Source organism: Stenotrophomonas sp. 1L-E-5-B-C3 (assembly GCF_057292075.1).
Window position 1 is genome coordinate 234,731 of sequence record NZ_JBXAWS010000006.1, and the last position, 22,749, is coordinate 257,479.

Consider the following 22,749-nt stretch of genomic DNA (forward strand, 5'->3'; position numbering starts at 1 on the left):
TCCAAGGAACAGTGAAGGCAATGAACATTCTGGTGACCGGCGGCGCTGGCTACATCGGCTCACATGCATGCGTCGAGCTGCAGCAGCAGGGGCATCGCGTGGTCATCGTGGATTCGCTGTGCAACAGCGACGCCAGCGTCGTCGAGCGTATCGGACAGATCACCGGTACGGCGCCGGTGTTCGTGCAGACGGACATCCGTGATCGACCGCGTATGGCCACCCTGATGCGGCAGCATGCGATCGATGCTGTGCTGCATTTTGCGGCGCTCAAATCCGTGGGCGAATCCCAGAAGGTGCCCCTGCAGTACTTCGACAGCAACATCAGCGGCACCATTGCCCTGCTCGGTGCAATGCAGGATGCGGGGGTGGCGTTGCTGGTCTTCAGCTCCTCCGCCACTGTGTACGGCAACCAGGAGCACTGCCCGGTGGCCGAATCCGCTTCAACCTGTGCAATGACGCCCTATGGGCGTACCAAGCTGGTGGTGGAGCAGCTGCTTGCCGACCTGATCGCCACGGGCCCGGACCTGCACGTGGCGACGCTTCGCTACTTCAACCCGGTCGGCGCCCATGACACTGCATTGATCGGCGAGCTGCCGCACGGCACGCCGAGCAACCTGATGCCCTACATCGCGCAGGTTGCCGCCGGGCTGCTGCCGGAAGTCCAGGTCTTCGGTGATGACTATCCGACCCACGACGGCACCGGTGTACGCGACTACATCCACGTCCAGGATGTAGCCAACGCCCATGTACTGGCCCTGCAGTTCCTGCGCGACGAACGGCGCAGCATCACACTCAACCTCGGTACCGGCCAGGGTCACAGCGTGCTGGAGCTGATCCAGGCCTTCGAGCACACCACCGGAATTCGGATTCCGTTCCGCATCGTTCCGCGACGCAATGGTGACATCGCCATCAGCTTCGCCGACGCCTCGCTGGCACTGCGCGAGCTGGGCTGGAAGGCCCGGCACACGTTGGCCGATATGTGTCGTGACACATGGAAGTGGCAGAGAGAAATGCCGGCCCAAGCGCCAACGACATCCCGATGAACGAACCGCTGTGCCTGCCTGCGCCGTGACGCGGGCAGGTACCACCGGTCAAAAGAGACGCCTGGGCCCGCTCTGCTCGATCTCATCGCGGGTATTGCCGCTACTCGTCACGGGAGGCCGGCCGCGCATTGCCCGGATCGCTTGGACGCTACATCCGCGGGTGATCCCAATACGCGCACTTCGGCTCCTATCGAGGTTCCAGGTTACCCCGTCACCAGACTCAGGCGGCGGCTTCGCGCACCGCGGCAGACAGGCGATCGAGCGTCTCCTGCATCAGTGTCGCGTCATCGGCCTCGACCGTGACCCGCACCACCGGTTCGGTACCGGACGGACGCAGGAACGCACGACCACGACCGGCCACCGCATGCTGCGCGTCGGCAAGCGCGGACTGCACACTTTCAGCCTGCACCGTGGCCTTGGCCGAGACATTGCCCAGCCGCACGTTGACCGTCTTCTGCGGCACCCGCACCAGCCCCTTCAGCGCCTGGCGCAGGGTCTGGCCGTTGTTGCGCAGCGCTACCAGCACCTGCAGGGCACTGACGATGCCATCGCCGGTGGTGGCCCGATCCAGGCACAGCAAGTGCCCCGACGCTTCACCGCCGAGCACGCCATCACCTTCGGTCAGCGCCTGGTGCACGTAGCGGTCACCGACGTTGCTGCGCAGGAACGGAATCTGCAGATCGGCGAAGGCCTTCTCCACACCGTAGTTGCTCATCAGCGTACCGACCACCGGACCGCGCAGGCGACCTTCGTCCTTCCACGCACGCGCCAGGATGTACAGCAGATCATCACCGTCGACCGGATTGCCCTGGTCGTCGGCCATCAACACGCGGTCGCCATCGCCATCGAAGGCGATGCCGAGATCGGCGCGGGTCTCGCGGACCTTGGCTGCCAGGTTGTCGATGTGGGTGGAACCAACGCCGGCGTTGATGTTGACGCCGTTGGGTTCGGCACCGATACCGATCACTTCCGCACCCAGCTCACGGAACAGCAGCGGTGCGATCTGGTAGGTGGCCCCATGCGCACAGTCCAGGACCAGGCGCACGCCACGCAGGTCGAATGCACGCGGCACGCTGGCCTTGCAGAATTCGATGTAGCGGCCAACCGCCTCACGTGCACGCGAGGCTTTGCCCAGCTTCTCCGATTCGGCGGTGGTGAACGGAACATCCAGAGCCGCTTCCAGCGCCAGTTCGGTGGCATCGTCGAGCTTCTCGCCCTGGGCGGAGAAGAACTTGATGCCGTTGTCGTAGTGCGGATTGTGCGAAGCACTGATGACGATGCCGGCATCCACGCCCAGCGTGCGGGTCAGGAAGGCCACGGCCGGAGTCGGCATCGGGCCCAGCAACTGCACGTCGGCGCCGGCAGCGACCAGTCCGGCCTCCAGCGCCGCTTCGAACATGTAGCCGGAAATGCGGGTGTCCTTGCCGATGATCACGATCGGCCGGCGCCCATCCTGGCCACGCTGGGCCACCAGCACCCGGCCCAGGGCGTTGCCCAGACGCAACACGAAGTCGGCCGAGATCACGCCCTGGCCGACCCGCCCACGGATGCCATCAGTACCGAAGTACTTGCGGCCTCCCATCAGGCCACCTCCGGCGCCGGCTGACGGCCCAGCATCGCCAGCAGGTCGGCGAGACGGTCACGCATTTCACGGCGGTCGCAGATCTGGTCGATGGCGCCGTGCTCGAGCAGGAACTCCGAACGCTGGAAGCCTTCCGGCAGCTTTTCACGCACGGTCTGTTCGATCACGCGCGGGCCGGCAAAACCGATCAGTGCCTGCGGCTCGGCGATGTTGATATCGCCCAGCATCGCAAACGATGCCGACACGCCACCGGTGGTCGGGTGGGTCAGCACCGAAATGAACGGCAGGCCGGCTTCACGCAGCTTGCCCAGCGCCGCCGAGGTCTTGGCCATCTGCATCAGCGAGAACAGGCCTTCCTGCATACGCGCCCCGCCACTCTGCGAGAAGCACACATAAGGAGCGCCGATCTCGACTGCGGTTTCGGCAGCCAGCGAGAAACGCTCACCCACCACCGAACCCATCGAGCCGCCCATGAAGGCGAAGTCGAACGACGAGGCCACCAGCGCACGGCCCTTGAGCAGGCCGCGCATGGCGATCAGCGCGTCGTACTCACCGGTGTTCTTCTGCGCGATCTTGATGCGCTCGCTGTACTTCTTCTGGTCCTTGAACTTGAGCAGGTCGGTCGGGCCCAGGCGCGCAGCGATCTCGGTGGTGCTGTCGGCGTCGAACAACGCCGCCAGGCGCGCACGTGCACGGATCGCCATGTGGTGGCCGCACTTCGGGCAGACCTCCAGGTTCTCTTCCAGTTCCGGCCGGTACAACGCGCTGCCGCAGTTGCTGCACTTTTCCCACAGGCCCTCGGGGACACTGCGCTTCTTGCTGGGGGTGTTGTCGGTGCGGATGCCGGACGGCATCAACTTGCTGAGCCAACTCATGCGGGAGGACACTTCCGTTCAGGGCGGCCCAAGGGCCGCAAAGGCGGACAGTCTAGCTCCGCTTTCCCTGCCCGTGCACCCCCTGTGCGACCGGCGGAAGGCCGGAAAAAACCATGCTGGGACGTACGTTTAGCGCGGCAACGCCGTGCGGGTAGCGCCGGGCCATGCCCGGCGGATCCCCTTGCGCCCCGCACCGCCGGGCATGGCCCGGCGCTACCGTTACTGGTCCAGCGCCTGCCGCAGCGGGGCCAGGAAGGCAGCGGCACGCTGCGCGGCCTGTTCTACCGAGCCCGCCTCAGCCAGGGCAGCGACCAGCGCGCTGCCGACCACCACGCCATCGGCCTGGCGGGCCATGGCCGCGGCACTGGCTGCATCCTTGATGCCGAAGCCTGCCACCACCGGCACCGTGGCGCGCGCGCGGAGGGCCTGCAGCCGAGCGCTTGCGGCATCGCTGTCCAGTCGCTCGGAGGCACCGGTGACGCCGGCGAAGCTGACGTAGTAAAGGTAACCACGCGCCAATGCCAACAGCTTGTCGGCACGTGCCTCGCTGGTGGTCGGCGAGGCCAGCAGCACCAGCGCCAGGCCGGCTGCATCGAAGGCCTGCTGCGCCTCACCGGCTTCTTCCGGCGGCAGGTCGACCAGCAGCACGCCATCGACGCCAGCGTCCACGGCGGCGCTGGCAAATGCTGCGTAGCCATGGATCTCCACCGGGTTCAGGTAGCCCATCAGTACCACCGGGGTCTGCGCGTCGCGCTCGCGGAACTGCGCCACCGCCTGCAGCACGTAACGGCTGCCAGCACCGCGTGCCAGCGCGCGCTCGGAGCTGCGCTGGATGGTTGGGCCGTCGGCCATCGGGTCGGAGAACGGCACGCCCAGCTCAATCACATCGGCACCGGCGCCGACCAGTGCATGCATCACCGGCACGGTCGCCTCCAGCGAGGGATCGCCGGCGGTGATGAAAGGGATCAGCGCCTTGCGCTGCTGCGCGCGCAGGCGCTGGAAACAGGCATCGAGTCGGGAAACAGGCATCTCAGGCACATCCTTCAATCAGTTCAATCGCATCGCTGGTCCCCCAGTACATCTGGATGACCCTCCCTTCAAACAGTTCCACGCGGATGCCAAGGGCCGAGCCCGGGTCCTGCCAGGTCAGGTATTCGCCCTGCTCGCCATCGTAGGCATGCGGGCTGGACACAGGCGGCTTCGGAAACCGGGCAACCGCCTGGGCACGGGTCATGCCGACACGCAGGCCGAACGGGCCCGGCTGCTGGGTCGGCGCCCCGCTCTCCGGATCCAGGCCGAGGTCGAAGCGGACCACACGATCTTCGTCGGTCATCATCGACACGCCGGGCGGCAGCCCCTTGCCGTCGTAGTACTCGCAGCTTCCGCCAATGGCCTCGACCGCCCCTTGTGCCGTCCACGGCCCGAATGCCTTCAGATCGGTCATGTGCTGCCCGATCAGCACCTCGCCGGCATGGTCCAGCGCCACCGAGACCACCGCCGGCGCGTCATCGCTGTTGGTCTCTTCCGTGGAGGGCGGATCGTCGATCGGCGTGCGCGCCATCGGGTCGAGGTCATCATTGGCCGCCGGTTGCTGCACCGGTTGCGTGGTGGCCTTGGCCGCCGGTGCCAGCACCGGCGGTTCCGGCGGCTGGCATGCCGCCAGGCCCAAGGCCAGCAGAAGCACACCGCTGCTTCGCAGCCGCGCGCTCACAGCACCAGGCCTTCGCGCGCGGCGATGGTATGCACGTCCTTGTCGCCACGGCCGGACAGATTGCACAGCACGATCTGGTCACGCGGTCGCTCACGCGCCAGCTTCATCGCCTGCGCCAGCGCGTGACTGGATTCCAGCGCCGGCAGGATGCCCTCGGTGTGCGCCAGCAGATGGAAGGCCTGCAGGGCCTCCTCATCGGTGATGCCGAGGTAACGCGCGCGGCCGCTGTCGGCCAGGAACGCGTGCTCCGGGCCGACGCCCGGGTAGTCCAGGCCGGCCGACACCGAATGAGTCTCGATGATCTGGCCATCGTCATCGCACAGCACGTAGGTGCGGTTGCCATGCAGTACGCCCGGGCGACCGGCAGCAATCGAGGCCGCATGGCGGCCGGTATGGATGCCATCACCGGCGGCTTCGGCACCGACGATCTCGACCTGACGATCGTTGAGGAAGGCATGGAACAGGCCGATCGCATTGCTGCCGCCGCCAACGCAGGCGGTGATCGCATCGGGCAGGCGACCGTATTCGGCCAGCATCTGCTCACGCGCTTCGCGGCCGACGATGGCGTTGAAGTCACGCACCATGCGCGGGTACGGATCCGGGCCGGCCACCGTACCGATGATGTAGAAGGTGTCCTGCACGTTGGTCACCCAGTCGCGCATCGCTTCGTTGAGCGCGTCCTTCAGGGTGGCCGAGCCGGAGGTGACCGGCACCACCGTCGCGCCCAGCAGCTTCATGCGGTAGACGTTGATCTTCTGCCGCTCGATGTCGGTGGCGCCCATGTACACCACGCATTCCAGGCCCAGGCGTGCGGCGACGGTGGCACTGGCCACGCCATGCTGGCCGGCGCCTGTCTCGGCGATGATGCGCTTCTTGCCCATCCGCGCGGCCAGCAGGGCCTGGCCGATGGTGTTGTTGATCTTGTGCGCGCCGGTGTGGTTCAGGTCCTCGCGCTTGAGCAGGATCTGCGCACCGCCGACATGATCGCTCAGGCGCTGGGCGTGATAGATCGGGCTCGGCCGGCCCACGTAATGGGCCAGGTCGCGGTCGTAGGCGGCCTGGAATGCCGGGTCCTGGCGGGCCTGGTCATAGGCCTGGGCCAGTTCCTGCAGCGGGCCGACCAGGGTTTCGGCAACGAAGCTGCCGCCGTAGCGGCCGAAGTGGCCCTGGGCATCCGGGAAGGCGTGGTAGTCGGCAATGGGGGAGGCAGACATGGAAGCGACCGCTGGTTCGAGACAGGTGGATACTCTAGCGCACGGGTCGTGACCGGAAAATGGATATTATCTGGCGCATATCGTCAGGAAATCTCACATGAGCCGTTCCCTGCTGCCGCCCCTCAATGCGCTGCGTGCGTTCGAAGCCACTGCCCGGCTTGGCGGCGTTGGGCGCGCCGCACAGGACCTGCATGTCACCCACGGCGCGGTCAGCCGCCAGCTGAAGCTGCTGGAAGACCATCTCGGCCTGGCGCTGTTCCAGCGTGCCGGCCGCGGGCTGCGCCTGACCCCTGCGGGCACTCGCCTGCAGGCTGCGTGCAGTGACGCCTTCACTGGCATCGAGGATTGCGTGCGCGAGCTGCGACGGCCGGCAGCTTCTCCGGCGCTGGTGCTGGGTTGCAGTGGCAGCGTGCTCGCGCGCTGGATGATCCCGCGCCTGCCCACGCTGCAGGCCGCCCTGCCCGGCGTGCGCCTGCAATGGTCGGCGCTGGACGGCAGCTTCACCGATGCGCAGGCGGCACTGGATGCGGTGCTGCTGCTTGCGCAGGGACCGTGGCCACGCGGTTGGCAGGTGCGCGAACTGGCACCGGAACGGGTCGGCGTGGTGGTGGCCCCCTCGCATCCTGCGGCACTGCGCCTGCGCCACGTGCCGCCGTCTGCACTACTGCAGGAGACACTGCTGCACACCAGCTCACGGCCACAAGCGTGGCCAGCCTGGGCGCAGGCGCATGGTCTGGAGACGTCCAGACTGCAGCTGGGCACCGCCTTCGAGCACCTGTACTACCTGCTTGAGGCGGCCGTAGCCGGGCTGGGCCCTGCGATCGCGCCCGAGCCGTTGGTCGCGGAGGATCTGGCGGCGGGCCGGCTGGTCGCGCCGTGGGGGTTTGCCGCCACCGGTGGCTTCTGGGTGCTGGCGCGGCCGGATGGCCCGGCCGATGCGCGCGTGGATGCGCTGGCCGACTGGCTGGGTCAGCAACTCCGTTGACAACGAGAAAGGGGACGGAGGAAATCAAGTCGTATGTGGCGTATACGACTTAATCCCCTCCGTCCCCTTTTTCCACTTCAGGGTGCGGTGGGAGCGGCCAGCCGCTGCTGCAGGTCCTCGCGCAGGCGCGACAGCTCCACTTCCGCCTGCTGCCGCTGCTGCATCCCCTCACGATGGATGCTGCGTACTTCTTCCACTGTCGCGATCAGCTGATCATGCACATGGCGCAGCGTGGCCACGTCGATCACCCCACGCTGGTTGCTGCGTGCGGTATCCACCGAGGCCTGGCGCAACAGGTCGGCATTGCGGCGCATCAGTTCGTTGGTCGCATCGTCGATGGCGTTGGCCAGCTCGGCGGCATTCTTCTGCTCGCCCAGCGACAACTGGATCGCGAACTGGCGCTTCCACGAGGGGATGGTGATGTCGCGGACGGTGTTGAATTTCTCGATCAGCTGCAGTGCGTTGGCCTGGATCAGGCGGATCATCGGCAACGACTGGTCGGCCGCGTGCTGCATCAGCTGCAGGTCGGACACGCGCTTCTCGATCAGGCGGATCGCATTGTCGATCTCACTCTGGCGAATACGTTGCTGCGGATCTTCGCTGCCCTGCCCCAGCAACTGCTCGGACTGCAGCTGGGCCAGGCGCTGCTTGCCGGCGGCGGCATACAGTCCCAGCGCATGACGTTCTTCGCGGACGATGTCGTGCATGCGGTCGAAATCAGTGACCCGCTTGCCCATCAGCGCCTGCTGCGCGCCGACGTCGCCGAGCAGCTGCTCGATCTGCGCATTGGTATCGCTGAACTTCTGCACCAGCTCGCCCTTGGACGAACGCAGGCGATCGATCAGGCCACCGATCAGCGGCACTTTCGAGCGCTGGGAGAAGCCATCAAGTTTCAGTTCACGGGCGATGCGCACTACTTCACCCAGCTTTTCGCCGTTGGCATCCAGGTCACGATTGCGCACCTGTTCCAGCAGCTGGCTGGAGAACGCCGTTGTCCGGGCAGCCGCTTCGCGCCCGAACACCTGCAGGTTGCCTGGGCGCAGGTCCTCCAGTTCGCGGCCGATCTCGGCGATGCGCGGCAGGTCGTCGCGCACCAGGCCCAGGGCCTTCAGGGTGCTGTCGTCAATCTCGGCGGCGGTCGTCGTGGCAGGCACGAGGGTTCCGGGGGTCTGGCTGTCCTGGGTCATCGGGCGGTGTCCTTGCAGTGGAAAAGCGGCAGCGGCGGCCGGCTCAGCGCAGTCTAGCCTGAGCGGCAGCCACTTCGTCATGGATCTGTACCTGCAGCGCAGCCGCCGTCGCCACCTGTGCCGACTGCGCCTGGAGCTGTCGGTTCAACGTGGCCTGTCGCCACGCCGGCAGCAGCACATCGTGGATGCGTGCGAACCGTTCCAGCAACGCCTCGTCCTGGGCCTGCAGCAACCGCCACTGCCCGGCGTCGATACGGTGCAGCGCGGCCAACCGCTGCAGGTGGTCGATGCGCGAGGCCAATGCCGCCTGTGCACCGACAGGCAGCTGTGGCAGCAGCGCGCCTGCATGTTCGCCCCAGGCCTGCAGGGCCAGCGCCGCAGCATCCGCGTCGATGATCGCTTCACGCCGCTGCTCGCCCTGCACGCGCACTGCCTGCGCCTGTTCCCGGGCCTGCAGCGCCAACACGCCCAGCTGCGCCTGCAACGCCTGCGCTTCGGCCTGGCGGACAACGTCGCGGCCCAGCAGGCGCCCCCACCAGCCTTCACGTCGGCGCAGGGCGCGCGGGTCGGTTGCCTGCAACGCCAATGCGATACGCGCCAGCGCATCGACCAGGCCCTGCCCTGCCGTCTGTGCCTCGGCGGCGTGATGCACGCCGATCGCCTGCAGCAATGGTGCACCGTAGCTCGACAGCGTTGCGATGTCCGCCGATGGCGGCAGCACGGGCGCAGGCAGGGGGCGTGACGCGGTCATGGCAGCGGAGGCGGCCGCGGCATATCGCCGTCGGTGGTTTCCGGTGGCAATGACTCACCATAGAAGTGGCGCATCAAGGCTTCATCGAGCGCACGCTCTTCCGGTGTGGCAGCACGCCGCACGCGCGGACGCGGGCGCACGTCGGCCGTGGCCACGCCGGATGCCAGCTGCTGCCGCGCCCAGCCGGCAAACGCCGCCAATGTCTGCGAAACCTGCGCCTGCTGTTCCTGCGAGGCAACCAGCAACTGCAGCAGCGGGGCCAGCCCGGCCTGCAGGTCCTCGGCCAACGGCGTTGCAACAGGCGCTGGCGTTGCCAACACCGGCTGGCGGGCCTGCTGCGCCTGCGCCAACTGCTGCAGCGCCGCCAGCAATGCCGGCCAAGGCGCCGGCTCTGGCGCTGCGACAACCTCGGGCACCGGCGGCGGCAGCTGCAGGGCACTGGCAATGTCGGCAAGCTGGGCCACGACACGGCCGCCAACATCACCGTCGCCCGCGCCCATCGCCTTGTTGCGCAGGAAATCGCGCTTGATCTGCGCCCAGCGCTGGGCCTGTTCCGCGCTCAGTACATCACGTAGTTCCGCCAGCTTGAGCAGGTTCTCTTCGGCACCGGTGGTCAGCAGCTGCGCTTCGCCCAGGTAGTGGTCGGAAATCAGCTGCTGCAGCTCGTCCTCGTTCATCACCGGCGAGATCTTCTCGGCCAGCTTGTTCATGTTGCGGTAGCTGCCCTGCAGGCGGAACGGTGGTTCGGTGCGGTAGCGGTCGTCCTGCGCGGCACTCACGATGTATTGCTGGTTGACCCGGTACACCACGTCGCGCACGCGCAGCATGCGCTGCAGGGTGGCGGTGATCTCGTTGATCTCGGCACTGCTGTAGGCGTGACTGAGGCCATTGGTGGAGACGTCCTTGCCCATCGCCCGGTCGACCAGCAGGTACAGATCGGACATCTCCCGCGTGGCCAGTGGTGCCAGCACCGGGTTGGAGGTCAGGCTGTTCTCGATGTAGCTGAGGGTAAATGCCGCTTCCATGCCGCCGAGCACATCGCCAAGGTTGTAGATGTCGGCGCGGTTGGCCAGCATGTCCGGAATCTTGAACACTTCACCGGACTCGGTGTACGGATTGCCGGCCATCACCACGCAGAATTTCTTGCCGCGCATGTCGTAGGTACGTGTCTTCCCGCGCCACACGCCTTCGATGCGACGGGTGCCATCGCACAGCGAAATGAATTTCTGCAGGAACTCTGGATGGGTGTGCTGGATGTCGTCGACATACAGCATGGTGTTGTTGCCCATCTCCAGCGCCAGGTTGATCTTCTGCAGCTCCTGCCGCGAGGTGGCATCAGGGGCCTGTTCCGGATCCAGCGAACGCACCTCATGGCCTAGCGCCGGGCCATTGATCTTCATGAAAACCAGGCCGAGGCGATGCGCGACGTACTCCATCAGCGTGGTTTTGCCGTAGCCCGGCGGCGAGATCATCATCAGCAGGCCCATCAGGTCACTGCGCTTGTTCTCGCCGACCGTGCCCATCTGCTTGGCCAGGTTGTCGCCGATCACGCCGAGATAGACTTCGTTGATCAGCTTGTTGCGCACGAACGAGGACAACGGCCGCGCCTTGAACTCGGACAGGCGCAGGGTCTCACGCTCGCGGCCGATGATGCCCTGGCGCACGGCCTGGTAGGCATGGAAGGCGGGCACGAACTTGCGCAGATGCTGCTGCAGGCGTGCCAGGAAATCATCCAGCGACAACGCAAGCGTGCCATTGCCGATGCGCGCGTGCTCGCCGAGAAGTCCGTTGACCTCCACCCGCAACGCGGCGTCGCTGGCGCGGGTGCGCAGCTGTCGCTGCACCAGCAGCAGTGCCGCCGCCTCATCGACATAGCCGGCGTGCATGGCGTACGCCGGAGTACCCGCCAGCGCACGCAGCCACTGCCCGGCCAACGCCCAGCGCGTAGCCAATGGATCCTGGCTGCGTTGCAGCGCGCGCTCGACCACCTCGCGTTGCCCGGCCTGCTCCAGCTGCTGTGCAAGCCCCTCCAGCAAAGCCAACGCGTGGCGGCTGCTGTTGAACACCGGATCGCCGCCAGCCAGCTCCTCGCCGAGGTAGGCCGCTGACGCATCGGCAGCAGCGGCATCGAACGGCAACGCGTGGGAGTGCGCGTAGGCCACAATCGCCTCGGCCATCTCTGCCCGCAATGCCTGCCGCCCTTCATCGGAACCAAACAGGCGTGCCAGCGCTTCGGCACCGGCCTGGCGCGCCGGCCACTGCGCCACGCTCTCACTGCGTTGCTCGGCCGCCCAGAACAGCAGCGCCAGCGCGCGCACCTGCGGCGCGTGTCTCAGGCTGCCCGCGGCCTGCTGCAATGGCAGCAGCGCGCGCAGGATCAGCGCGGCATCGTGATCATGGATGCCACGCTCGTAGCCTTCGCGGTAGCGCGGCGCGGCAAATCCACGCACACGCTGGTCCAGCAGTTCGGGGTTGGCAACCTCGTGCTGCAGCGTGGCCAGATCGAGGCCGTCGCGACCTTCCTGCGCGGCCAGCAACAGGCACCCGGCCAGATACTCGCCGCGATACAACGTGGCCGATTCAGAATCCAGGGTCACCGGCCAGAACGGCTTCAGTGCATCAAGCTCCGGATCGTGCAGGGTCTCCAGGAAGTCGGTACCGGTCAGGTGAATGGCCAGAGTGTCACCGCGCGGCAACAGGGTCAGATCCAGTGCCTGGGTGTTGACACTGAATCGATGCCGTGGCCCCAGCCGCACCACATTGCCACCGGCTTCATACAGATCACTGCGATCACGCAGCTGGCGCACGGCCTGGTCGCGTACGCCCTTCAGGCGCGCCTCGATATCGTCAGCCTTGACGTTGTCGTGCAGGGCACGCAGGCGCTCGGCCAGTTCACGCAGTTTGAGGATCAACGGATCGCCGGCAAAGAAGGCATTGAGCTCATCGGCGGTGGCGAAGCGCTCCGTTCGCTTGGCCAGGCCGTCAAGGATGCGGTTGGCCGCATCCAGAACCGAGCGCGCCTTGCGCTGGCGGTCATCAAGCAGCGCCTGCTTGTGCGTATCGAAGGCCTCGACCAGCTCCTCGCGCTTGCTGAGAATGTCGCCGAGGAACTGTTCGTGCTCACCGAACTGGCTTTCCAGCTCCTCCAGCTGTACCAGCAGGCGCGACAGCTGTTCGTCGGCACGCTCCGGGTCCGTGGCCAGGGCCAGCGCACTGGTGATCGACTGCGAGAACAGCGCGAACTGCGCGGCGAACTGTGCCACGGCCTCGGCTGAACCGAGCGACCTGCGGCGTTGATCAGCACGCGCGCGGGCCTGGTTGAGGCGGCCATACAGCACGGAGATCGACTCGACCACGCGGGTACGGGCGGTAGCGTCGTCCACCTTCAAGCCGGCCATCAGCTCGGACAGCATGTCCAGGTCGGTGGCCATGCCGCGCAGCCCATCCAGCTGCTCATCCAGCTGGCGCGCACTCTGTGCCTGCTGCGCCGCTTCATCCAGGACCTGCAGGCGCTCGACCAGCGGTGCCAGTGCAGCTTCGCCGGCGAGGAAGCCACCGGTGGCGGCACCCACATGGTCCTGCGCATCCACCAGCTCGGCCGTCATTGCGTCGATGCGAACGGTGTCGATGTAACGCAGCTCGCGGATGGTCAGCAACCGTCCGCGCAGTGCGGTGATCGCATTGAGGGCCTCGACGAACGCCTGCACCTCGTTCCAGTTCTGCGGCTGCAAACGGCCCAGCAGGGCCTTGTGCGCAGCCTCCGCCTCGACCATCGCCTGCGACGACTGCTGGCGGATCGACTGCACTTTCTCGTATTCGTCCAGAACCGATTCGCCGGTGGCGCTGATCTGTCGCAGCAGCGTCTCGGCACCATCGCACGCCTGGTCACCCAGCCAGTGGTGGGCATCGAACAGGCGCCGGGTATCGGCCACCAGGCGCTGGTAGCGCTGTACCGACACATCCTGGCCATCAATCTCGCGCGCGAGGTTGAACAGGTTGGAGATGCCGCGCACCAGTTCGGCGTTGCCGATGCGGCCCATGAAGGTATTGCCGGATGGGCGGCTGGCAGCGAACTCGTCGCTGCTGAACGGGGTTTGCCAGACCTGCATCGGATGGATGCGGGTCGGTTCGTTGCCTTCTGCATGGAACAGCACCATGCGCCCGTCCTGCAGGAAGGCGTAGCCATGGCCGAACACCGGATTCTGCAGCACGCGCTGGATGGTGTTGTAGACAAACAGTGCGGAGCGACCGCCTTCACGCTCGTAGAAGATGTAGAGCACATCTTCGCCATTGGGGGAGCGGATGCTGCGCTTGAACTGCATGCCGGCCATCGAGGCGTCGAACGCCTTGTGCTCGCCGCCCTGCAGGTAATACCCACCCGGGAAGATCACGCCATGGTCTTCAGGCAGCTGCACGCAGGCCTGCACGATTGCATCGTTGCGCACGATGTCGCCGGTCAGCGTGTTGTAGATCAGGCCGCGCCACTCCGTCTCGCGGTACGGCAGCACCTTCAACAGCACCAGCGAGCCGACCCGGGCGAACTCGAACTGGGCGTCATCCAGCGACTGCGTGCTGTCTTCCACCGGTTCGCTGTAGATGCCCTGCCCGGTCTCGGTGTTGTTCTCGACCTTGATCGTAAGGTCACCACCGGTGGTCTCGACGAACAGGGTGTCGAGGATGTTCAGGTGCGAATGGCGGCCACTGACCGCAAGGTCGCGGGTGGCCTTGGTCCATTCGAAATCAAATGGTGGCGGTAGCGCGATGTCACGCTCACCGCGTGCGTCCAGATAGGTCAGTTCTCCATCGCGCGACAGCGCCCAGCGGAACACGCGCACATCGCTGCTGCGCTCGCCGATCTGGAACGAAGCCAGCAGCTTGTCACCGACCACGATCAGCTGCAGCAGGCGTGCATGTTTGTAGTAGGCGTAAAGCTCGTTGAAGTCGTGCACGAAACCCGGCTGATCGAGGAAGCTGCCCTTCAGCTCCAGCGCGGCGACGTCGTAGCCGTCACTGCCCTGCACCAGGCGGTACAGGCCGAACACATCCTCGATGCGGGTCTGGGTCTTCAGCCCGATGAACACGTTGTAGCCGAACAGCAGGCGGTCCGGTCCAACCTGGACGATGTCGCGGCCGACACAGTTGTTCTCGCTGCGGATGCGGAAGCGCCCGGCCACTTCCAGGCGGCTGTCGCCGAACTCGGCCAGGCGCTGGCGGTTCAGTGTTTCAGCCAGGGTCTGCAGGCGCTGGCCCTGTTCGGCCAGGCGGCGGCGCAGGACTTCATAGGCACCGCCCTGGGCGACGGCCTGGTCGACGGTGCTGCCGCCGGCCTCCGGCGCGGTGGTTTCGGCGGACGGGTGGGTTTCAGACATCAGCAGGCTTCCAGCTCACGGGCGAACGGCCGCATGTGCGGCCGGCACGGGCGGGCGATGGCCAGACCGGCCATCGCCCGGTGCATCAACGGGCGCTGTCGAGCACGGTGGCCGACACGGTCGGCACCGCTTCGGCGTCCTCGGCGATCTGCCGCGGTGCCGGTTCGGCCACGGACACGCCCAGGTAGCGCTGCATCAGTTCCTGCACGATCGGGCTCTTGCCAGCGAAGCCTTCGATCGACTTGCCCAGCGAGACGGCCTTGACCAGGTTCTCGAACATGCCGCCATCGCCACCCACCAGATCGATGTCGGCGTTGCGCAGCGCACTGGCGATGACGTTGGCATTCTCGCGCGACACTTCCTTGCCTGCTTCGATCGAGGCCAGCGCCTGCTTCAGGCTGTTGTCCAGCATCATGCGGAACTCTTCGTGGCCGCGCGCCTGGTCGCTCAGCGAGGCGATGGCCTCGAACTTGCGCACCAGGCCTTCGGCCTCGGCCAGCAGCTTCTTCTGCACCACGCCCGCTTCGGCGTTGCCCAGCGATTCGGTGGCGGTGGCACGGGCCAGGCCCATCTTCTCTTCACCCTGGGCCTGCGCCTGCAAGGTCTCGGCCAGCACGCGGGCTTCATTGCTGCCCTGCTTCAGGCTGGCTTCGGCCTTGGCTTCGATCACGCGGGCCTCGGCAATGCCGACCTTCTCGATGGCCAGCGCCGATGCTTCACGCACCTGCGCTTCGGCCAGGCCCGGTGCGGCCTGTTCGGCACGATAGGCGTCGGCCAGCAGGCGCTTGGCTTCGGCCTGCTTGCCGGCGGCCTCGTGCTCGGCCTGGGCCAGCGTGGTGAGTTCCACCGCGCGGTGCTTGGAGGCGGTTTCACGCGCCTGTGCTTCTTTCACTTCGCGCACCAGCGATTCCTGCGCCTTGGCTTCGGCTTCGAGGATCAGCACCTGCTTCTGGCGGTCGGCCTCGGAGACCTCGCGCACTTCCTTGATGCGCTCTTCTTCCTGCGCCACGGTCTTGTCGATGGAGATGCGTTCGCGGGTGATGTTGGCCACATCCATCTTGCCCTGCTCGACCACCTTGTCGCGCTCCACGCCCTGCAGCTGCACTTCGCGGTCGGTGGTGACCTGCTCCAGCTGGCGCGCACGCTCCACACGCTCGGCCTCGATGGCCACCGCGCGCTGGCGGTTCTGCTCGGCCACTTCCACTTCGCGCAGACGGTTCTGGTCGCGGATGTCGATCAGCTGCTGGGCTTCGATGCGTGCATTCTCCGACAGCTGGCGCTGTTCTTCCTGGACCTTGGCGGTCTCGGCCTCCTCGCGCGCGCGGATCGTCTCGATCTCGCGCTTCTGGCGCGCCTCGGCTTCGGCCTGCTGGCGTTCCAGCGCCAGCAGCGCTTCGCGGGCTTCCACGTTCTTCTTGGTGATGGCGAGCCTCTCGTTCTGCTCCAGCTCGTTGGTCACCACGTTCTGTGCGGCGGTCAGCTCGGTGATCTTGCGGATGCCCTGCGCGTCGAGGATGTTGAACTGGTCCAGCAACGACTTCGGGGTCTGCTCCAGGTAATCGATCGCCACGTCTTCCAGCACGTAGCCGTTCAGATCGTTGCCGATCACCGCGATGATCTCGTCGCGGAACTCCTGGCGCTTCTCGAACAGTTCGGTGAAGTCGAACTTCTTGCCAACCGTCTTCAGCGCTTCGGAGAACTTGGCGTTGAACAGCTCATCGACGGCATGCTTGTCCGACGCACGGTCGGCACCGATGGCCTTGGCCACGCGCAGCACGTCGGCCTGGGTCTCGTTGACCCGCAGGTAGAAAGCCACGGCGATATCGGCGCGCATGTTGTCGCGGCAGATCAGGCCTTCCTTGCCACGACGGTCGATCTGCAGGGTGATCAGGCTGATCCGCATCAGCTCGGCGCGGTACAGCACCGGGATGATCAGCGCACCGGTGAAGTGCACCTTCGGCGTGGAGCTCATGTCGTTGACGATCAGGGCCACGCCCTGGTCGACCTTGCGGTAGAAGGCCTTGAACAGGCCGGCCACGCCCAGCAGCAGGACGAGCAGGCCGCCGGCGACGGCCAGGATCGGTAAGAGGGACGCCAACGTCATTGATGATTCTCCTTGTTGCCCGGAAGCAGGTTGTCCTGGAAATCGAGGGCGATCGCATCAGCGCGGACCACCCGGTAATAGTGTTGTTCGGCCATGTGCTCGACCAGCACGATGCGCTCGCCACGCTGCAGCTCGATGTCGCTGCGGATCTGCAGCACCAGCCCGGCGCCGCCATCATCGACATTGGCATGACCGCTGCGTGCGTCCGCCTTCGGCGATGCGACCACGCCGATCCGACCCAGCAGCGATGCCTGCGGCACCGGCCGCAGGCGCAGCAGGAAGCGACGGACCGGGCGCAGGATCAGCGCGGTGAGCGGTACCGCAGGCAGCGGTGCCAGCACCGCCACGAGCGTACCCAGGCCCCAGCGCAGCAGGTCCGGCAGCGGCAGCAGTACGAACAGATGGATGAAATAGGTGATGAGCCAGCCGAACAGGCCCAGCAGGGTGACCACCACCATGATCGGGACACCGCCCAGCCCCCAACGCGCCAGCACGGCCGACAGGCCACTGAGGTCGGTCCCGGCCTCGAGTGCGCCATCGGCGCCGAGATCGCCGAAACCGTCATCGACCAGGCCGAACGCCGCAACCGCCCAATACATCACCGACACCATCAGCAGAATGCTGTATGGCAGAGTCGGGTAACCGAGCACGACGGTGAGAAACTCCTGCATCGCTTGCCTTCCTGGGCTGTGGGCGGCGGCCGCCCGTTCGGGGCGCGCAGTACACGCCCCGCCGATCCCGCGCCGGCCTTCATGGCTGGCGCGCCTGGGTCCATCCTATGTGAAGAATGCGTGCAGGCTCAAATCTGCGTGCAGATCGCTGTGAATGGTGACGCCATTCACTCGAGAACCGTGCAATCCGCACGGCGCACTTCCTCGACGAAGGTGCGCATCCTGTAACCGTCCTTGATGCCCGGCTCCAGCTCGATGCCGCTGGAGACGTCCACACCCCATGGCAAGGTAGCCAGCACCGCGTCGTAGACGTTTTCCGGGTTCAGGCCGCCGGCGAGCAGGAACGGACGGTGCAGTCCGGTCGGGACGCGGCTCCAGTCGAAGGCCACGCCGGTACCGCCACCGCCGCCCGGCGCATGGCTGTCGAACAGGAAGCCAGCCGCACTGGGGTAGCGCAGCTGCAGGGTACGGGCGTTGACCTCTTCCCGCCCCCCCATCGCGATCGCCTTCAGGTACGGCATGTTGAAACTGCGGCAGAAGCTCTCGTCTTCCTCGCCATGGAACTGCAGCAGGGTCGGCCGCACCGTGCGCAGCACCTCACGCACCTCTTCCTTGCTGTTGTTGCGGAACAGCGCCACCACGTCGACCATCGGCGCGATCGCCTGGCGCATCGCGCGCGCTTCGGCCGGAGCGACCCGGCGACTGCTTTCACGGGCAAAGATGAAACCCACTGCGTCCACGCCCAGCTCACCGGCCAGGCGGACGTCGCCAGCCCGGGTCATGCCACAGAACTTGATGCGCGTGCGGTAGTAGGAGCGGCTCATAGCGTGACCTCGGCGGGCAGATGCCAGTTGTCGGGGTACAGGGGCCCAAGGAACACCAGGCCCTGCGGCGGTGCGGTGGGACCGGCTACGGTGCGGTCGCGCCCGGCCAGCAGTTCAGCGATCCATTCCACCGGTTTCTCGCCGCTGCCCACCAGGATCAACGAACCGACAATATTGCGGACCATGTGATGAAGGAATGCATTGCCCTGTACTGAGACCTCGATCACCTCGCCGTGGCGGCTGACCTGCAGCGACTGCAGTTCACGCCGTGCATGCAGCGCCTGGCACTGCACGGAGCGGAATGCATTGAAGTCGTTCTCGCCGAGCAGGGCCTGCCCGGCGATGTGCATGCGTGTTTCGTCCAGCGCACGCCGCTCCCAGCTCAGGGTCTGCCGCTCCAGCGCCGGCCGCACCTCGCGGTTGAGCAGTCGGTAGCGGTAGCGGCGCGCGCGCGCCGAGAAGCGGGCATGGAAATCGTCAGCGACCGGAACGCACCAGCGCACCGCGATCGAACGCGGCAGACGGGTGGTGGTGCCCAGCATCCAGGCGCGCGGATCGCGCACCACGTCGGTATCGAAATGCACGACCTGGCATTGGCCGTGCACACCGGCATCGGTACGACCGGCACAGACCACCTGCAGCGGCGTGTCCGCCACCGACGACAGGGCCTGTTCAAGACTGGCCTGCACGCTGGGACCACCCTCGCCCAGGTTCTGCCAGCCCCTGAAATCGCTGCCGTCGTACTCGACGCCAAGCGCGTAACGCATGTGCTACCTCGAAGTTGCGGAGGGGGTGACGCTCAGGCCGGGTCGCGCTCGGACCAGACCGCCAGTTCGTTGCCACCGGGCTCGACGAACTGGAAGCGGCTACCGCCGGGAAAAGAGAACACCGGGCGCACGATCGCGCCGCCGGCATCACGCACGGCCGCTTCGACCGGCGCCAGCTGATCGGCATACAGCACCAGCAGCGGTGCGCCACCGTCCGTGGCCCGCTGTGGCTGGCCGCGGAAGAAACCGCCCTGCAGGCGGCCGTCGTCGAAGGCGGTGTAATCGCTGCCGTAGTCGACGAATGACCAGCCAAACACTTTCTCGAAGAATGCACGGCTGGCGGCCGGATCGCTGGAAGCGAATTCAACGTAATCGATGCGGCGCTCGCGGCTCATGGCACAGTCCTTGTCGGCAGGTTCGGTCACGGCAGGCGGGCCAGCAGTTCCCGGGCCTGTGCCTGGCTGTGCAGGTCGCCGCCTTCGGCGACTTCCAGCAGCAGGGTACGCGCAGTCTGTGCGTCACCCAGGTCAAGATAGGCGATGGCCAGCTCCAGGCGCTCCTGGCCGGCACGCGGCGACCAGCCAGCATCGCCGATGGACGCAGCCTCCGTCGGCCCGACATCATCAGGGTGCGCGTTGTCGATGCGGTCATGGTGGACGGGGTCGACCACGGCCTCGACCTCATGCGACTCTGCCGGCAGGTCAAATACGCCACGGAACTGCGGCTGTTGTTCGGCGTGCAGCGCATAGTCCGGCACACCGACGTCGGCAGCGGCGTCCTGTACCACCGGTTCGTCAGGGTACTGTTCGACGACAAGCCCATCGTCACGTCCGGACATCGGCTCGTCCCAGCGCGGCTGCTCGGTCACTGCCGCAGGCAGCTCCACCACATCCTCGGCGCGCAGCGTCCCGGCCTGCCAATCGGCCTGCACTGCGTGATCGGCCGTCGGCTCGGCATGCGCCGGGTCCTGCGTTTCGGTTTCGGTGGCCCAGGCTGGCATCGCCGGCTCCTGGCGGCCGCCTTCGGCAACCACCGACGACCATGAAGACTGCTCGGCCAGGGCATCCAGCGCGGCTCCGGCCGGGACTGCCGCGGCAAGCCCGGCGGCATCGTCTTCTTCACGCAATGGAGGCAACGGCGACGGCTTGCGACGGCGCAGCAGCCAGGTCGCAGCGGCGGCCAGCAGCAACACCGGCAGCCCCAGCCAGTACCACGGTGTTGCCGCGTCGCGGGCGCCCGGGGCCTGCGCGAGGCGTTGCTGCGCGGCGGCCAGATCGTTGTCCTTCATGGCGATCAGCGACTGCTGCTGTTGCTTCAGCGCTTCCAGGTCGGCCACACGCTGCTTCAGCTCGCCGATCTCGGCATCGCGGGTGGCGATGTCCTCACGCGCCTGGCGCAGTTGTTCGTTGCCCAGCATGTCACCCTCACTGCCGGCAGCGGTGCCGGTGGTTGTGCCCGCATGCGCGGCGTCGGACGCCAGCGCCGGAGCGATCTCAAGTCGTGCCCCGTTGGCCGCAGCCGGGGAGGAATCGGTGGCCGCGTCCACCTTGGCGACCGGGGCGACCGTGCCCGCCGGTTGCGGCACGGTACGCGCCTGCCGCCATTGCGCCGCGTGCTCGCGCACCAGCGCAGCGGCCTCGGCGGCATCGACGGCTGCCAGCGCATCACTACCCGGCATGCGCAGCACCGCGCCCTGCTTGAGCAGGTTCACGTTGCCCCGGATGAAGGCTTCGGGATTGGCGCGCAGCAGGGCGATCATCGCGCGGTCGCGGCTGATCTGGTTGCCACGGGCAACCGCACCGGCGATCTGCGACAGGGTCTGTCCACGCTGCACGGTGACGCTGCCATCGGCTGACGGCACGGCAACCGGCGTGGCCGCTGTACGTGGGCGCGCCGGCACCGGCGCAGCGGTGGATGCATGCACGGGCGCTGGCACGCTTGCCGTTTCGGCTGCCGCAGGCTCAGGCGCCACGTCACGCGTGATGGTGTTGGACAGGGTGCCTGCAGGAGCAACGATCTCCGGTTCGGCCACGGCCAGCGCACTGGGGGGTGCATCGACCAGCGCCGAGTACTCGCGCACCAGCCGGCCCTGGCCCCAGTCGGCCTCGATCAGGAAGCTCAGCGACGGGGTCTCGACCGGTGCCTGCGAGGTCACCCGCACCACCGCTCTGCCCTGTGCATTGCGGGTCAGTTCGAACTGCAGCTCGCTGACCAGCCCGGTCGGCCGTTGCAGGCCTACGCGTTCGAAGGTGACCGGTGAGGCCAGCGCCACGCGCAGGTTTTCCAGCTCGGACGGGTCGGCCGAGACCACCGGGATTTCTGCCAGCAGCGGCTGGCCCGGCTTGGACAGGACACGGATGTCACCCAAGCCCAGGGCAAGCGCCGAACTGCTGGCCAGGGCCAGCAGCGCGGCGGAAAGATAGCTGAGCGGGCGCTTTGCGCCCTTGGCCCGTTTATTCATGGGCGACACTATAAAGCGTGCGGACCGGGGTCCGCACCCACCGGAAAGACCCTTGAGGTAGTGCCGGCCGCTGGCCGGCAATCCCTTCAGCCGGTGGATCAGGGCAATGCCGGCCAGCGGCCGGCACTACCGACAAGCAGTCGAGCATGGCTCGACTCTACATAACCGGAGATCAGCGCTGCTCGGCGGCGACCAGCTCGGCCAGCTGCACGGCGTTCAGTGCCGCGCCCTTGCGCACGTTGTCCGACACGATCCACAGGTTCAGGCCGCGCGGGTGCGACAGGTCCTCGCGGATGCGGCCGACGTACACCGCGTCGGTGCCCGACGCATGCGTGACCGGGGTCGGGTAGCCGCCAGCCTCATGGCGATCCACCACTTCGATGCCCGGCGACTGCTCCAGCAGCGCGCGCGCTTCGGCGACGGTCACCTTGTCGCGGGTCTCGATCGCCACCGACTCGGAGTGGCCGTAGAACACTGGCACACGCACTGCAGTCGGATTCACCAGGATGCTGTCGTCACCGAGGATCTTGCGGGTCTCCCAGATCAGCTTCATCTCTTCCTTGGTGAAGCCGTTGTCCTGGAAGTCGTCGATGTGCGGGATCAGGTTGAAGGCGATCTGCACCGGGAAGCGCTGCGGATCGATTTCCTGGAAGCTCAGCAGCTGGCCGGTCTGCTTGCCCAGTTCCTCGGTGGCCGAACGGCCACCGCCGGACACCGACTGGTAGGTGGAGACGTTGATGCGCTCGATGCCGTACTTGCGGTGCAGCGGTGCCAACGCCACCAGCATCTGCATGGTCGAGCAGTTCGGGTTGGCGATGATGCCGCGCGGACGGTTGGCGACCTGCTCCGGGTTGACCTCGGACACCACCAGCGGCACGTCATCGTCGTAGCGGAAGGCCGAGGAGTTGTCGATCACCACCGCACCGGCGGCGGCGAACTTCGGAGCGTATTCCTTGGACACGCTGCCGCCGGCCGAGAACAGCGCGATCTCGACGCCGCTCGGATCGAAGGTGGCCAGGTCCTGGACCTTGACCTTCTGGCCATTGAACTCGATCTCGCCGCCGGCCGAACGCTCGGAGGCCAGGACGCTCAGGGTGCCGACCGGGAAATCACGCTCGGCCAGGATCGACAACATGGTCTCGCCGACGGCACCGGTGGCACCGACGACGGCGACGTGAAAACTGCGCTGTGCATTGCTCATGGGG

17 protein-coding genes are annotated in these 22,749 nt (G+C 66.7%); 2 read left to right on the forward strand and 15 right to left on the reverse strand.

From position 1 onward, the window contains the following. Positions 1–20 precede the first annotated feature (20 nt). Positions 21–1,043 carry a UDP-glucose 4-epimerase GalE gene (gene galE, locus AC0Z6F_RS10505; RefSeq protein ID WP_485617140.1) on the forward strand — a complete coding sequence of 341 codons (1,023 nt, stop codon included), beginning with the start codon at positions 21–23 and terminating at the stop codon, positions 1,041–1,043. A gap of 220 nt (positions 1,044–1,263) precedes the next feature. Here galE and glmM read toward each other — a convergent pair whose 3' ends face one another. From glmM to trpB, 5 genes are all read right to left on the reverse strand, one after another. Continuing rightward, positions 1,264–2,625: a phosphoglucosamine mutase gene (gene glmM, locus AC0Z6F_RS10510; protein WP_485617139.1), complete on the reverse strand. Its 1,362-nt coding sequence runs from the start codon at positions 2,623–2,625 to the stop codon at positions 1,264–1,266. After that, on the reverse strand, positions 2,625–3,500 hold the full coding sequence (gene accD / locus AC0Z6F_RS10515; RefSeq protein ID WP_006381208.1) for an acetyl-CoA carboxylase, carboxyltransferase subunit beta: 876 nt from the start codon (positions 3,498–3,500) through the stop codon (positions 2,625–2,627). The genes glmM and accD overlap by 1 nt, the downstream gene beginning before the upstream one ends. Positions 3,501–3,719: 219 nt before the next feature. Further along, the gene (gene trpA / locus AC0Z6F_RS10520; RefSeq protein WP_065724336.1) at positions 3,720–4,529 is read right to left on the reverse strand and encodes a tryptophan synthase subunit alpha; all 810 of its coding nucleotides are present in this window, start codon (positions 4,527–4,529) and stop codon (positions 3,720–3,722) included. 1 nt (position 4,530) lies between these two features. After that, the gene (locus AC0Z6F_RS10525) at positions 4,531–5,211 is read right to left on the reverse strand and encodes a hypothetical protein (RefSeq protein WP_012511718.1); all 681 of its coding nucleotides are present in this window, start codon (positions 5,209–5,211) and stop codon (positions 4,531–4,533) included. After that, positions 5,208–6,425, reverse strand: a complete 1,218-nt coding sequence (gene trpB / locus AC0Z6F_RS10530) for a tryptophan synthase subunit beta (protein ID WP_012511719.1) — start codon at positions 6,423–6,425, stop codon at positions 5,208–5,210. The genes AC0Z6F_RS10525 and trpB overlap by 4 nt, the downstream gene beginning before the upstream one ends. 97 nt (positions 6,426–6,522) lie before the next feature. On the opposite strand from trpB, the gene AC0Z6F_RS10535 reads away from it, so the two are divergent. Beyond that, positions 6,523–7,410, forward strand: coding sequence for a LysR family transcriptional regulator (locus tag AC0Z6F_RS10535; protein ID WP_012511720.1), 888 nt, complete (start codon positions 6,523–6,525; stop codon positions 7,408–7,410). A 77-nt stretch (positions 7,411–7,487) separates the two neighbouring features. Here the strand turns inward: AC0Z6F_RS10535 and AC0Z6F_RS10540 are convergent, their stop codons facing one another. The 10 genes from AC0Z6F_RS10540 to AC0Z6F_RS10585 all read right to left on the reverse strand — a co-directional run bounded on the left by AC0Z6F_RS10540 (position 7,488) and on the right by AC0Z6F_RS10585 (position 22,745). Continuing rightward, a complete protein-coding gene (locus AC0Z6F_RS10540; RefSeq protein ID WP_485617138.1) occupies positions 7,488–8,597 on the reverse strand; it encodes a toxic anion resistance protein in 1,110 nt (369 codons plus the stop codon). A 43-nt stretch (positions 8,598–8,640) separates the two neighbouring features. Then, entirely contained in the window at positions 8,641–9,348 is a 708-nt protein-coding gene (locus tag AC0Z6F_RS10545) for a hypothetical protein (RefSeq protein ID WP_006381261.1), read from the reverse strand. After that, entirely contained in the window at positions 9,345–14,717 is a 5,373-nt protein-coding gene (locus AC0Z6F_RS10550; protein ID WP_485617137.1) for a DNA repair ATPase, read from the reverse strand. Before AC0Z6F_RS10550 ends, AC0Z6F_RS10545 begins: the two co-directional genes overlap by 4 nt. A gap of 85 nt (positions 14,718–14,802) precedes the next feature. Further along, positions 14,803–16,821 carry a flotillin family protein gene (locus AC0Z6F_RS10555; protein WP_485617136.1) on the reverse strand — a complete coding sequence of 673 codons (2,019 nt, stop codon included), beginning with the start codon at positions 16,819–16,821 and terminating at the stop codon, positions 14,803–14,805. Continuing rightward, positions 16,818–17,492: a hypothetical protein gene (locus tag AC0Z6F_RS10560; RefSeq protein ID WP_485617135.1), complete on the reverse strand. Its 675-nt coding sequence runs from the start codon at positions 17,490–17,492 to the stop codon at positions 16,818–16,820. Before AC0Z6F_RS10560 ends, AC0Z6F_RS10555 begins: the two co-directional genes overlap by 4 nt. A 167-nt stretch (positions 17,493–17,659) precedes the next feature. Beyond that, positions 17,660–18,316, reverse strand: a complete 657-nt coding sequence (locus AC0Z6F_RS10565) for a phosphoribosylanthranilate isomerase (RefSeq protein WP_006381350.1) — start codon at positions 18,314–18,316, stop codon at positions 17,660–17,662. Next, entirely contained in the window at positions 18,313–19,083 is a 771-nt protein-coding gene (gene truA, locus AC0Z6F_RS10570; protein ID WP_006381351.1) for a tRNA pseudouridine(38-40) synthase TruA, read from the reverse strand. The genes AC0Z6F_RS10565 and truA overlap by 4 nt, the downstream gene beginning before the upstream one ends. 32 nt (positions 19,084–19,115) lie before the next feature. Continuing rightward, positions 19,116–19,478: a VOC family protein gene (locus AC0Z6F_RS10575; RefSeq protein WP_006381353.1), complete on the reverse strand. Its 363-nt coding sequence runs from the start codon at positions 19,476–19,478 to the stop codon at positions 19,116–19,118. A gap of 26 nt (positions 19,479–19,504) precedes the next feature. Next, positions 19,505–21,544 (reverse strand): FimV/HubP family polar landmark protein, encoded by a 2,040-nt coding sequence (locus AC0Z6F_RS10580; RefSeq protein WP_485617134.1) that lies wholly within the window; start codon positions 21,542–21,544, stop codon positions 19,505–19,507. A 172-nt stretch (positions 21,545–21,716) separates the two neighbouring features. Next, positions 21,717–22,745: an aspartate-semialdehyde dehydrogenase gene (locus tag AC0Z6F_RS10585; protein WP_012511725.1), complete on the reverse strand. Its 1,029-nt coding sequence runs from the start codon at positions 22,743–22,745 to the stop codon at positions 21,717–21,719. Positions 22,746–22,749 lie beyond the last annotated feature (4 nt).